At 34.3% G+C, this 12,069-nt stretch carries 15 protein-coding genes; 7 read left to right on the top strand and 8 right to left on the bottom strand.

Going from position 1 to position 12,069, the window contains the following annotated elements; genetic code table 11:
• Positions 1–3 precede the first annotated feature (3 nt).
• From EPJ89_RS00975 to EPJ89_RS00990, 4 genes are read right to left on the bottom strand one after another with little or no spacing between them, the layout of a single operon-like run.
• Positions 4–1,083, bottom strand: coding sequence for an ATP-binding protein (locus EPJ89_RS00975; RefSeq protein WP_244660774.1), 1,080 nt, complete (start codon positions 1,081–1,083; stop codon positions 4–6).
• 2 nt (positions 1,084–1,085) lie between these two features.
• Complete coding sequence (locus tag EPJ89_RS00980; protein ID WP_200548806.1) at positions 1,086–2,366, bottom strand: AAA family ATPase; 1,281 nt, start codon at positions 2,364–2,366, stop codon at positions 1,086–1,088.
• A complete protein-coding gene (locus EPJ89_RS00985) occupies positions 2,353–2,571 on the bottom strand; it encodes a hypothetical protein (protein ID WP_200548807.1) in 219 nt (72 codons plus the stop codon). Before EPJ89_RS00985 ends, EPJ89_RS00980 begins: the two co-directional genes overlap by 14 nt.
• Positions 2,564–3,166 carry a hypothetical protein gene (locus tag EPJ89_RS00990; RefSeq protein ID WP_200548808.1) on the bottom strand — a complete coding sequence of 201 codons (603 nt, stop codon included), beginning with the start codon at positions 3,164–3,166 and terminating at the stop codon, positions 2,564–2,566. Before EPJ89_RS00990 ends, EPJ89_RS00985 begins: the two co-directional genes overlap by 8 nt.
• Positions 3,167–3,219: 53 nt before the next feature.
• Between EPJ89_RS00990 and EPJ89_RS00995 the strand changes: the two genes are divergently transcribed.
• Positions 3,220–3,447, top strand: coding sequence for a hypothetical protein (locus EPJ89_RS00995; protein WP_200548809.1), 228 nt, complete (start codon positions 3,220–3,222; stop codon positions 3,445–3,447).
• Positions 3,448–3,574: 127 nt separating this feature from the next.
• Here EPJ89_RS00995 and EPJ89_RS01000 read toward each other — a convergent pair whose 3' ends face one another.
• Positions 3,575–3,823, bottom strand: coding sequence for a hypothetical protein (locus EPJ89_RS01000; RefSeq protein WP_200548810.1), 249 nt, complete (start codon positions 3,821–3,823; stop codon positions 3,575–3,577).
• A 14-nt stretch (positions 3,824–3,837) separates the two neighbouring features.
• Positions 3,838–4,083 (bottom strand): helix-turn-helix domain-containing protein, encoded by a 246-nt coding sequence (locus EPJ89_RS01005; protein WP_200548811.1) that lies wholly within the window; start codon positions 4,081–4,083, stop codon positions 3,838–3,840.
• A 169-nt stretch (positions 4,084–4,252) separates the two neighbouring features.
• Here EPJ89_RS01005 and EPJ89_RS01010 point away from each other — a divergent pair, with 169 nt between their 5' ends.
• The 6 genes from EPJ89_RS01010 (at position 4,253) to EPJ89_RS01035 (ending at position 10,706) form a co-directional block, all read left to right on the top strand.
• Positions 4,253–4,702 (top strand): helix-turn-helix domain-containing protein, encoded by a 450-nt coding sequence (locus EPJ89_RS01010; RefSeq protein WP_200548812.1) that lies wholly within the window; start codon positions 4,253–4,255, stop codon positions 4,700–4,702.
• A 185-nt stretch (positions 4,703–4,887) separates the two neighbouring features.
• A complete protein-coding gene (locus EPJ89_RS01015) occupies positions 4,888–6,477 on the top strand; it encodes an SIR2 family protein (protein ID WP_200548813.1) in 1,590 nt (529 codons plus the stop codon).
• Between the two features lie 421 nt (positions 6,478–6,898).
• A complete protein-coding gene (locus EPJ89_RS01020; RefSeq protein ID WP_200548814.1) occupies positions 6,899–8,113 on the top strand; it encodes a site-specific integrase in 1,215 nt (404 codons plus the stop codon).
• Positions 8,114–8,670: 557 nt separating this feature from the next.
• On the top strand, positions 8,671–9,249 hold the full coding sequence (locus EPJ89_RS08740; RefSeq protein WP_237558267.1) for an Ltp family lipoprotein: 579 nt from the start codon (positions 8,671–8,673) through the stop codon (positions 9,247–9,249).
• A 437-nt stretch (positions 9,250–9,686) separates the two neighbouring features.
• Entirely contained in the window at positions 9,687–9,884 is a 198-nt protein-coding gene (locus EPJ89_RS01030) for a hypothetical protein (RefSeq protein WP_125164657.1), read from the top strand.
• Between the two features lie 93 nt (positions 9,885–9,977).
• Complete coding sequence (locus tag EPJ89_RS01035) at positions 9,978–10,706, top strand: hypothetical protein (RefSeq protein WP_161636609.1); 729 nt, start codon at positions 9,978–9,980, stop codon at positions 10,704–10,706.
• Here the strand turns inward: EPJ89_RS01035 and EPJ89_RS01040 are convergent.
• Together EPJ89_RS01040 and EPJ89_RS01045 are read right to left on the bottom strand one after the other, a co-directional pair.
• Entirely contained in the window at positions 10,699–11,265 is a 567-nt protein-coding gene (locus EPJ89_RS01040; RefSeq protein ID WP_161636610.1) for a hypothetical protein, read from the bottom strand. The genes EPJ89_RS01035 and EPJ89_RS01040 overlap by 8 nt on opposite strands.
• Positions 11,266–11,272: 7 nt before the next feature.
• Positions 11,273–12,046, bottom strand: a complete 774-nt coding sequence (locus tag EPJ89_RS01045; protein ID WP_244660775.1) for a CPBP family intramembrane glutamic endopeptidase — start codon at positions 12,044–12,046, stop codon at positions 11,273–11,275.
• Between the last annotated feature and the right edge of the window lie 23 nt (positions 12,047–12,069).

Raw genomic sequence — 12,069 nt, forward strand, 5'->3', positions numbered from 1 at the left:
ATTTTAAAATGGTAAATCGTCACTGTTTATATCTAAAACAGGTTCTCTCATATTTCGAATCTCTTGAATAACTTTTGGCCAATTAGCCACAAGTGCTCCATCAGTATATTCTTGTGGTAGATTTTCTAAAGGTGTTCCTTTTGGAAAATGCCCTTTTATATCGATTATGTAGTGCATCAACTCAGATTTAGTTACCTTATCGGTTTTAAGTAAATCTTGCAACGCTATACTTAAACACTCAAAATCATTTTCAGTATCAGTCGAAATATTTTCCTCTGATGTTTCTTCTTGCACTTCGTTTTGATATGAATTATCTTCATTCACAACTTGTTTGGTTTCAATAATTGGACCAACAAGATGATCAGGAATATGTAATGCAATTTCTTTAAATTCAAATGCAAGTTTATCAGCAAGGCCCCAACGATTTTTAGCATCCCATGCTGGATTATGAGAAGTAAACATTACACGTGCACCACCTTGTGCTTTATTTTTACCCTTTGCAGCACCTTGATTATCGACATTGACTACATGAATTTCATAAGTCGCAAATAAAACTGCATCCGCCCATTCTTTAGTTAGAGGCGACGTTTTCTTTTCAAGTTTAAGCTCCCATCTATCATAAGAACCTAATTCTTGAGGTTGTTCAAATTTACGCATCATGGCATGCGCTAGGATTAAGACATTGATTCCAACGTCAACAACTTCCTGTAATTTATTAAGGAATCGACCCCACTCCTCTGCAAGCATCGTATACCCTTTCCCATATCCAAAATCCTCAATGGACTTAATCTTTGGATACTGGCCTATAAGATACTCTTTGGCCAGTTTTTCAGCCCAATCAGCAGTGTCAATAACGTATGTTAGACAAGGTTTATTTTGTTTAACATATTCGATTTGCGACAATAACATTGGCCATGAAGTTGGTTTATCGAATCGCGCTACATCAAGATGCATCGTAGATCCTTCTGTGTCGCTAAATAATGGATTTGGAAACATTGAAGCAAAGGTAGATTTCCCAATTCCTTCAGGTCCATACAAAATAACTTTTTGAGCCTTTATCACTTTACCTTTCGTTATATTCATGACTAAAATTCCCATCCTTTCTCTTCAACTTTCATGTCGTTTTCTTTTGGTAGTGTCTCCTGTCCCACGACATATCCATCTTCAATAATAATTTGACACTCATCTCCGCTTGAGACACGTGTCGCAATCGCTTGTAAATCTTCTTGCTCCAACCATTCACCAAATTCTTTCATGGTATCGATATCCATTTGTTCTAATTTATCGATTAGAACAAACCCACATTCAGGTTTAAGTTTTCGTACAATTGCAGTCGCAACGCGTAATTGTTCAGATCCTGACATGTTGTCCCAATGCTGATCATTGAATGTTAACTCCCCATCAACAACACTTAGTCCTGGTAGCGGTAAATCTGCTCCTTTCAATAAATCGAGACGTTCCTTACGAATTGCATCGATTTCTTCATTTAAATCCTTATATTGTTGACTGTAATACTCCGCTTCTTGTTCTGCTTGGTCTTTCTCTAAATTGATTCGAATTTTTGCATTCGTTTCATCAATATTAGCGATATTAGCTTCAAGTTCAGCTGTTGATTCATCATGAAGGTCTAATGCAGACTTACGAGCTTCTACAAGGTCGTTTTCGTTGGCTTCTAGCTTAGTTTGGTAATCTTGAAGTATTTCTTTCAGACGTTTATTTTCGTTCTCTAGATGGGCTAAATTGCGTCGTTTACGCTCTTTTTCTGCGTTCCGAGCTAGAATATCCTGCTGCTGTTTAATTAAATCTGATGCACTAATCAGTTCTTCAGGAACGCCTTCATAACGCGGCATTTCTTGAGCATGTTTCTTTTTAGTATCAGCAATTTTACCAATTGCCAAACGTTCCTGATAGAGTTTATTTTCTAAGGTATCAAGTTCAAATAACTTATCGCCTACCCCAATAATTTCTAAAAGTGTTCGTGCCTTTTCTTTGCTTGTAGCCTCCATAAATTTGGGTAAGTCTAGTGCAAGTTCTTCTACAAAAGAATCTAGCAAAGCCTGACCTGCTTTATTGCCTGAGGGATCAATTACTTTTAAATCGCTATTTTTCCCTTTGCGTTCTACGATTAAGCCATTACTTAACTCAACTCTAAGTGATGGTGGTGTTACGGAACCTTCTCTTCGTGGATTTGATGGCTGATATTTTTTACCACCTAGTGCCCAAGCAATAGAGTCTAGTACAGATGTCTTCCCTTGATTATTTTTACCACCAAGGACTGTCAGACCTTTTTCAGATGGTACAACTTGTACCGCACGTACACGTTTAACATTTTCAATTTCCAATTTACTTATTTTAATGGAATTCATTCAAGCTTCCCTCTCTTTCTAGTTTTTCTGTAAATTCACAAGAACCCAGGATTGTTAAAATTTGTAACTCAGTTGGAATCCCTGCTTCATGGATTGCTTTACATAAACCTACTAATGCATTTAATAGAAAACATTGTGTTCCATTACATTTGATATCAATTCCATCTTTTTCTTTCTTAATTATCACGCTGTTTTTATCATTCATATATCTTCCCTTCTTTCTTCCCTATGACTGGGCTTTCTGTAAACACATCAATCCTTTGCAGTTCTTCACCATCTACCCCATGACATGCACCACATACGTCTAAGACAATTCCTGTTCTTAAAACCCCATTTAATTCATAACTAACAGTTTCATACAGATCGTATGACTTAAATCCTTCCTTCAATCGTTCTCGCCATCGAGTTGTGTTCGCAGTTGCAAGTACATCTTTACCTTGATACTGATAAATTCCGTCAGATACGGTAAAATCTTCTATCGTTAATCCTGACGCAGTATTGTTTGTTGATTCCCCATCCCAAGTTCCATATTCAGTAATATACACTCTAACGGAAGTTACCTCTGCTCCAACATTTGAGATATGTTTCATAGTTTCAATTTTGGTTTTATTCTCAATTTGTTGTTTATCTAGTCTCACCATTTCTTGATTGATTAATTGTATTTTTGACTCTAAAACTTTTCGTTCTTTTTTGGCCAATTCAAGAGATTGGACAGTTAAATAAGTTAATGTTAAAATAAAGCCGTAAAGGATTACTTTTCCGGCCAAGGTGAGTGTCCTTTTTTTGTTTTGTTTTTTCACTGATACTTCTCCTTCTTTTGATATAGTCTACTTAGAATAGGAAGGGGGTAAATATGGGTAATTTAAAACGTAAACCTGATTCTAGATATTCAAAACCATCTTGGAAAGAGTTACAAACTGAATTGGATATGCAATTCGAAAATCCTTTAATTGAATTTCCAAAACGTAAGATTATTTTTAGTAAATATGCTCTATCTAAAGATGAAATAGTGAATGCATTGACAGATTCCGGATATTCACTAGATTTTTCAGAAGATGGACAGTCAGTAACTGTCTCATAAACTCTAGTATTTCCGTGGCAAAGCATCATTTTTTAATTAACATCGCTTTTCATAGCGATGTTTTTTAACCAATACGTTTGATACTAAGTAATATCCGCGTCAAATGTATATCAAATTATCTGAACTATTATTTCCCTTTCTTAATCTGATAACACATCAACATCGTTTCTAAATTTAACCCCAATACTTGTAGTACCGCCCCTTTCCTTACCCTTTCTGGAAAGATATCCAAGTATCCATTATCTTCATCCCAGCTCTTTGCCTTGATGAAGATATCCTGGGCATCTATTTTGTTGAGTGAAAAATATCTTTGAATTGTCGTTACTGCTATATAATCATCAAATAACATTTTTTCTTCATCTGTTCGTTTAGGCATTTACTTCTCCTTTCTTAGATATCATTACTATCCGGTTGTCGCTTATCTGCGACAACACCATCAAAAAAAATAGATAGTGCATCATTAGAACTAAGATTTAGTAATTCTACAACCTTATATGCTTCCTTAATTGTAAAAGTACCATTATCATTCGAGAGTTTTCGATAAAGCGTTGCTGGATGAATTGAGAGTAAGCTTGCCAATTGATCTATAGAAATCTTATTTTCTAACATTCTTGCTCTAAGTAATCTCGAATTCACATAGACACCTCCTTCCTTAGTCGCTTATCTGCGACACACATAGAATAACTTGAAAGAATAATATTGTCAACAGTAATTCGCGCCAAACGCGAATTGTGTCGTTGATTTTGTTAACGTCAGTTGCATATTTGCGAATATTGGTATATTATAGAAACATGAGGTGCAAAACATGAATAAAATCGGAGAACGAATTAAAGAAAGAAGAAAATCACTAAACTTAACCGCTCAGCAGCTAGCGGACTTGATTGGAAAAGACAGAGCAACAATATATAGGTATGAAAATGGTGATATTGAAAATTTACCAACTACAATCTTGGAACCGTTGGCTGATGCTTTAAAAACCACTCCTGGGTATCTTACCGGATGGGAAACATTTGATGGAAATATTAAATTGGCATCCGATGATCCGGATACCTTTTACACTACGGTAGATAACGTTGAAGATACAAACTTAAAAAGTCTTTCAGATAAACCAGAATTGTTTGACATCTATCGTCAAATTCATGATAATGAACAACTACAACAGTTATTCAGTATCTCTAAAGACTTATCACCTATCGATTTGGAAACGGTATTGATGGTTGCTAAAGGGATAAAAAAAGAGAGGGATCAGGATTAGTAGGATACTCTAGTAGATATATGATTAGTTGAAAGAAATCTTAATTCATGCAATTATACACTTCTTAAAGAGTTAATTCACATATGGCATTCATGAAGCCTGGGAATGTGAATGAGATATAGACGCAATGATAAAAGTAATGGAATTGGTATTTGTATAAATAGAAAGAAAAAGGTATCTTTAACATGGCTTATCAAACAGTAATTAAAAGAGTTGTTTCCAGTAAGAGATTGCCAGTGCTATTCATTGGGGCAGGCTTGTCAAAGAGATATTTAAAGGATTCTCCAGATTGGGTAACTGTAATTCAAGAATCTTTCAAAGTTGTTGACCCTTCTGGGATTACCTACGCTCAGGAATTAAATAAATGTAAACAAAAAAATTTATCGGTTTTCGAAACCAATCAATACCTAGGCTCAAAAGCAGAAGAATATTATAATGATTATTTTTATAACTCTTTGAAAGAAAGAGGCGTAAAAACAATTCCAAAATGGGTAGCTGAAGACATTTCTCCCTATAAAATATATCTTAAAAATCGTTTTAAGAAAATATCATTTAAGCAGAACGGATACTTGAAAAAAGAAGTTAGACTGTTAAGAGAACTAAACAATAAAGTTTCCTCAATTATCACAACAAACTATGACAAATTCTTAGAAGATCATATTTTCAATGAAGGTTTCGATGTTTATATAAATCAAAGTGATTTATTCAAATCGGAGCGATTTAATATAGCTGAAATTTATAAAATCCATGGATGTATTTCTAATGTAACTTCTTTAGTATTCACCAAACAAGATTATGACTCTTTCAACTATAATCGTAGATTAATCATTGCAAAAATGTTGACACTTTTTTCTGATTCCCCAATTATTTTTTTAGGCTATTCTCTTGAAGACGAAAACATCAAAAATATCATCTTGGATTTTTTGGAATGTGTTGACAAGGAAGATTTTGAAAAAATTGAAGATCATTTTATTTTTGTAGAATTTAAGCCTGGAGAAAAAGGACTTATTGAAACAAGAGAAAATATTGTTACTTCTCGAGGCACCATTCCCATAACGAAAATATCTACAGATAACTATTCACGGTTATATTTAGAACTTAACAAAATCACACCAGGACTTCCGTCCTCACTGGTCAAATCAACGAAACGTCTAATAAAAAATATAGTTGATAGTAGTTTAGAAACAGGTGATACTTCAACCATAGTTGTTAACTCTGAAGAGCTAGATAATCTAGATAACAATGAAATTGCTATCGCATTCGGGAAAAAAGAAGCAATTCTGGGGAAATATGGATATTCTACTTTCCATATTTCCAACTTATTCGAAGACATTTTATTTGATTCATTTGGGTATGTTCCAAACTTAATAGTATCTGAGAGATTGAAGTCAGTAGCGAAAACTAATCTCGTACCAATATATAAATATTATGAAAAACTCACTTCAGAAGAAAAAATTAATAATCCGCATCTAAATAAATTTTTAGTTAGGGATTCTTATGAAACGATATACGGAAATAATATAATTAGAAATCTATCAAAAGTTCCTGAGTTTGTTGACATAAATGATTTGAATGATCATTTAGCCAAACTTAATGAAGAGAGAGTTGATATCATATTCAAAGTTCTAGGTAAAAATATTAGAAACTTTACTCAAGAAATCATAAGAGATTTTTGCATTGAACATTATATGTTAAAAAAAGACGATTGTTTAAAATCAACATATTTCAAACGAAGTGTTATGTACTTAGATTTAATTGAAAACAAAAAAACATAATTATCTCATTCAGGGCTAACCTAAACCGCAACTATGTTTCTTGTTTATATTTATTTAAAATCAACACTTTGGTTGGTTCATGGGTAAATTATAGCATACATGGATAATCTGTCAATAAAAAAGATACTAATATATAATTTAAATCTTTAAAGTAATCAATATCATTTAGATTCAAGTTGAAAGTATGTTAGAAAATGATATTATTGTAACTTCAAAATATCTACCTATCAATGTCAGTATAATTGACGGAATAGGCACAAGATACTCACAAAATTTTAAATTAAGAATGTTTGACACAATCATCAGAGAATATTCAAACTAGATAAAAACACCGGCAGCAACCGGTGCTAAAACAACTAAGAATCGAGCAGATTCCCTTTTGTTGTACCTAAATTATAACATAATTTGGAGGTGATTACAGATGGCAGTTAAAGAACTTATAAAAAATAAAAAATATGATGTGCGTGTTGCATATAGAAATGGATACGGCAAACCAACTGAACGTAGAAAGATTATTTATGGTACACGTAGAGACGCAATCTTAGCCGAGAATCTATTAATTGAAGAACTAAAACTTGGTGTTACTAAAGAGATGACATTTATAAGACTATTTGAAGCATATCACGAGTCAAAACCAAATGTTAAACCCGAAACGTTAAGAAAAGAACGAGAGTTATTTACGAAGTATCTCATTCAAATTTCCAATAAAAAAATTGAATATATTACACCTTTTAACTTAATCACCCTTAGAAATAATATTGAAGCAGCAGATGGATCCATAACACAAAAAAATAAAGCCATCTATCTTCTTAAATCGATTTATAAATTTGGTAAGAGAATTTTTGGTATCAATGATATTGCTTCCGATGTAGAGATTATCAAACCAAAGGTTAAAGAAAAATTCACATACAACACTCTTACTCCTGAGGAATTCCAGGAAGTCATACAGTACGAAAAATTAGAAGTATTTAGACTTCTATATGAAATTTACTTTTGGGCAGGACTTAGACGCGGCGAAGCACTAGCTCTTTTCAAAAAGGATTTGCTTCGTACAAAAGAGTTAGACGTTTATAACTCAATTAATTCATATCAGGAAGTTGGTCCACCAAAGAACGAGAGTAGTTATAGGCGAGTCAAAATACACGACGACCTCTATAATCGCCTCCTACCGCACGCAAAGAGCAAAGGTAAATTCTTATTAGGCGGAGAAACAAATCTCGCTCCTAACACGGTTAATCGTCGTTTTAGTGCATGTTTATATAAAGCTAATATCTCTCGCAGAGAAATTGGCTTAAAAGAAATTCCACATGTTAGAATTCATGATCTGAGACATTCTCACGCTACATTCCTTGCAAGCCAGAATATTCCAATAACTGTAGTAAGTGCACGACTCGGTCATAGTTCAATTTCAGAAACAATGCAAACTTATGTCCATTTATTTAAAGGCGATGATGCTCGTGCAATTAATGCCATTCAAAATTATATTAATGATGATTCTATTTGCACATCAGAAAGTATGAATGACGATAATCTTGAAGATAAAATACTTTCAGTCATAAAAGGGCAATCTTTTTATATAATCGAAACCACTTTTAACAAGATTCTTGAAGATTTAAAGCAGAATATCACTTTCTAGTTTCTGCCATACATCTGCCATACAAACCATGAAAAATAGCGATATTTGATGATACCCTATGATAGCAAAACCCACTAAATAGTGGGTTTTAGACACTGAATGATACAACTAAGACAGTCCTGCTACCCCTGCCAATTATATAAATACAACCACTTTCGAGTGGTTTTTTTATGTTACCCTCTTGTTTTATGGCCTACAAAAGGCCTACAGATTGTTTAAATCGTCTCAAATTACTTGGTATTTCTAAATGTAACTCATCATTAAACACATCCGCCCTTATCTCGACTTCAGTTGACCCTTCATGTCCACTATAGTACTATGTGAACAAGAAGGGATGGATTTCAAGATGATTTTTCTCACAATGTTCTATAATAAAAAAAACACGTGAGATTCATTAAATATTATTTTGACTTACTCATCTGGTCATGGCTTATCATTTCCATGGACTCAATACTACTTTAAACAACACATGTTTTCTATGAGCGTGTAATACAAAAAGTTCCTTTTTTCATTTTAGTGAAAAATAATTTATTGAAAACTAAGGAGGAAATATAATTATGGTAGCATTATTTGGAATACTTGGAATTCTTACATTTTTTATAGGAATTATCTTATTCGTCATTTCATTATTTAAAAAAACGAGTAAGAAGAAACCCTTGTTTATCATCTTAGGTTCGGTCGTACTCTTTGGGATTGCTATGGTTAATACCCCCTCTACTGGAAGCACCGATGAGATAGATGTTGCAGTAGAATCCGCAAAAGACCCCGAGAAGGAGTCAAAAGACGAAACAATAAAAACAGAGTCTTCGGAGAAAGAGAAAGAGTCTGTATCTGTTGAATTTAAAAATGCCCTGATTAAAGGACAACAGTATGCCGATCGCATGAATATGTCTGAACGTGCCATCTATGACCAACTTGTGTCAGAATACGGAGAGAATTTTCCTGAGGATGCTGCACAGTACGCTATTGAGAATATCAAAGCAGATTACAATAACAACGCACTTGAAAAAGCAAAAACTTATCAATCTCGAATGAGCATGTCTCGTGATTCTATTTGGGAACAACTTGTTTCAGAACATGGAGAGAATTTTACAGAAGATCAAGCAAATTACGCTCTTGAAAATTTACCCAATTAGTTTCTCTCATTTAGTAAATATCGTGTTACAAAGCAACTAAGAATTACTTACCCTTCTTATATTTTATTCAACCAAGTTACCTACGAACTAGGTCACTACAGCGTGATTAAAACTGATTACTTTGAATAAAAACACAGGTGAATTTTAGGTTGATATCATAGAAATCAAGAAGTATTAAACCTAAAAGAACATCAATATCTCGAAAAGACCCTTATGGATAAGGGTCTTTTGATTTCTTAATATTCATTAACATTTTATTAAGAATACCTAATTCTTAGTTTCATTTGGGTGGAGCTTGTTATAATTTTGATGTAGCGATGCATGTCTTTCTCCATGAAAATAAGTTATCATCTGTACAATCGTTACAAACAAGACTCAAGTTCTCATACAGGCTCGAGTCTTTTTTATGTTACAATCCTCTTAGGGGGGATGGAAATATGAAACAATCGATCATTAAGCATCAAAAGATGCTTTTAAGTTTTATCGCTTTTATTTTGGGATTATCTTTATCAAGGCTTCCACAAATAATTCGAACAGGTGTTTTTTGGTTTATGCTTGCTTATGGTATTTACGTTATCTATGATGCAATTCAAATTCAGAAAACGATTAAAGATAAATCAAACAAAAAAGCGTGAATCCTCACGTTTTTTCTATTAAAGCATTATGTTATCTTGCGTGAATTTCATAAACCCTTTCCCAAGAATGATATAATAATCATAGGTGATAATATGGAAAACACACGACACGATCTTGAACATCGAGGATATCTCGACTTAAATATCGTGACACAGTGTGCAGACTTTAGTGATGACGCATTGGTAAAACAATTAAATGCGAAAACTGCACAAGAACGCACGGCAGCTGTCCATGTCGGCGCAAGAAGATGGAATTACGAACCCTGGTTTGTTGATTTGCTCTTGAAGCAATTAATGAATGAAAAAGCGCTCTATACACGACTTGAAATATGTCGTGTTTTAGAAGGTGGCAATAATGATGTCGCCGCTGCGATGATGCCCTATCTTGGAGAGATTGGGCACAACCAACATCAAAACATCCCAAAGGCAGTCTCGCGTAAACGAAGCTATCCTTTACCGCGTGATATCATTGCACGTACATTGGGTAATATGAATGCCGCAATTCTATACACAATGATTGATTCCTTAGGTTCGCTCTCACAAAATCAAGTCAGTGAGTTTGTTGATGCTTACGGTTATTTTATTTCAGAGCATCCTCATTTGGCGACACAAGCACACTTAAATGTCATCGAATATCTCATCAATACTTACGCAGATGATGATTTAATTCTTTGGAAATGCATGCAATGTCTTTCAGTATTTCCACTTGATCGTGCGCTCGAAATTTTAAACAGCCAGTACTTAACCTGCGACCATCCGACGATTCAGTCCGAAATTAAACGCAGTATCCATCAAATTTCACGAAAAAGAGAAGCTATTTAGCTTCTCTTTTTGTATAGGGTTCCAGTTGGAAAAAGAAACAATGTTTATGAGCGTATGCCTCAAGTTGGCAAATCCCTTGATACACCCCTTCATCCGATGCATCTTCCGTTACCGTCTGAAATAGCTCAATCTTTGGATTTTGCTTACGTTCATGAGCCATCGCTTTCTGAAACCAACCTTTGATGCGTTCAGGGGTAGAAGTACAGTAAATAATATCCATAATTTGTTCCCGTACCGTTTCGAAATCATCATTTTCTTGCGAGGCGAGCATCCGACCCAGAGTTCGAGCTTTGGTATCATCAATTTCTTGACATAAAAATTTAGTCGAATACCAAAGATGATAAACATCAGACCAAGCACACAATGATGTCTCCTTAACATAATCAATGGTTTTTACACGACGAACCACATCCCATGATTTCAAATTTGATTGTACCGTTTCAGATGTCACAGTAATGCCTTTATGAGGAAAATTCGAAACCCAGATAAAACGATCTGCTTCTTGAACTAAAATCGAATTGGGGATAATCCCTTCTAGTAAATAAATCGGCTCTTTCATGTTTGAATTAGACTGCGAAAATCGCGACTACGCCCAATGTATTCCAAATCATATGTAAATACATTGCAGCTTTGATGCTGTTTGTCTTTTCATAGATATATGCGAAAAATGCGCCCATTCCTGCATAAATTATAAGATTAAACATCATCACCCATTGCCCAGTCACAAGTTCCGTCGTAAGATGCATCAAGCCAAACAAAATCGAGCTTACTGCATAGGCTGCAAAGCGGTTTTTATGAATCAACTTGCGGAAAATTAATCCTCGGAAGAGCAGTTCTTCTTTAATTGGACCAGCAACAACCGCAAAAACAAAATACATAGGGAATCCAATCCCTTTCATTGCAATCAGCGCTTCTTGATTAATCGGTTGACTGGATCCACCCAGTGTTTCAATAAGCATTGCCACCAATGGACTTACAATAAAATTCGCAAAAACCATTACTACAAAATAGAAACCGACCTTCCGTAATATGTGTATACGTGTTAATGGGTTTGGAAACGTACGTGCCTCCTTGATTAATGGTAAATTAATCCATAATAAAATTACCGTAGTTAACAACATCATTACAATGGGCGTAAACGCAGTCATGTTTATTTCTTGAACCATTTTCATCTCAATAAACACCCCGACAAATGCATCTGAAAATGTCGATAAAATAAAAATGGAAAGCACACTCCAAAATAATCGTTTTCCTTTTAAAGGGGATTCAATGTCCCCAATCCCAACCTCGTGGTTAACCGTCTCACCGTAGAAAATATCTTCTCTGTAATCCATTGACATACATCCTCCTCAAAATTACTTGC

It is taken from the genome of Erysipelothrix sp. strain 2 (EsS2-6-Brazil), assembly GCF_016617625.1.
Taxonomy (GTDB): domain Bacteria; phylum Bacillota_I; class Bacilli_A; order Erysipelotrichales; family Erysipelotrichaceae; genus Erysipelothrix; species Erysipelothrix piscisicarius.

Bases quoted from the DNA above. Each gene is read 5' to 3' on its own strand.
- EPJ89_RS00975 (WP_244660774.1), bottom strand. From the start codon at position 1,083: ATGAATATAACGAAAGGTAAAGTGATAAAGGCTCAAAAAGTTATTTTG.
- EPJ89_RS00980 (WP_200548806.1), bottom strand. From the start codon at position 2,366: ATGAATTCCATTAAAATAAGTAAATTGGAAATTGAAAATGTTAAACGT.
- EPJ89_RS00985 (WP_200548807.1), bottom strand. From the start codon at position 2,571: ATGAATGATAAAAACAGCGTGATAATTAAGAAAGAAAAAGATGGAATT.
- EPJ89_RS00995 (WP_200548809.1), top strand. From the start codon at position 3,220: ATGGGTAATTTAAAACGTAAACCTGATTCTAGATATTCAAAACCATCT.
- EPJ89_RS01000 (WP_200548810.1), bottom strand. From the start codon at position 3,823: ATGCCTAAACGAACAGATGAAGAAAAAATGTTATTTGATGATTATATA.
- EPJ89_RS01010 (WP_200548812.1), top strand. From the start codon at position 4,253: ATGAATAAAATCGGAGAACGAATTAAAGAAAGAAGAAAATCACTAAAC.
- EPJ89_RS01015 (WP_200548813.1), top strand. From the start codon at position 4,888: ATGGCTTATCAAACAGTAATTAAAAGAGTTGTTTCCAGTAAGAGATTG.
- EPJ89_RS01020 (WP_200548814.1), top strand. From the start codon at position 6,899: ATGGCAGTTAAAGAACTTATAAAAAATAAAAAATATGATGTGCGTGTT.
- EPJ89_RS08740 (WP_237558267.1), top strand. From the start codon at position 8,671: ATGGTAGCATTATTTGGAATACTTGGAATTCTTACATTTTTTATAGGA.
- EPJ89_RS01030 (WP_125164657.1), top strand. From the start codon at position 9,687: ATGAAACAATCGATCATTAAGCATCAAAAGATGCTTTTAAGTTTTATC.
- EPJ89_RS01035 (WP_161636609.1), top strand. From the start codon at position 9,978: ATGGAAAACACACGACACGATCTTGAACATCGAGGATATCTCGACTTA.
- EPJ89_RS01040 (WP_161636610.1), bottom strand. From the start codon at position 11,265: ATGAAAGAGCCGATTTATTTACTAGAAGGGATTATCCCCAATTCGATT.
- EPJ89_RS01045 (WP_244660775.1), bottom strand. From the start codon at position 12,046: ATGTCAATGGATTACAGAGAAGATATTTTCTACGGTGAGACGGTTAAC.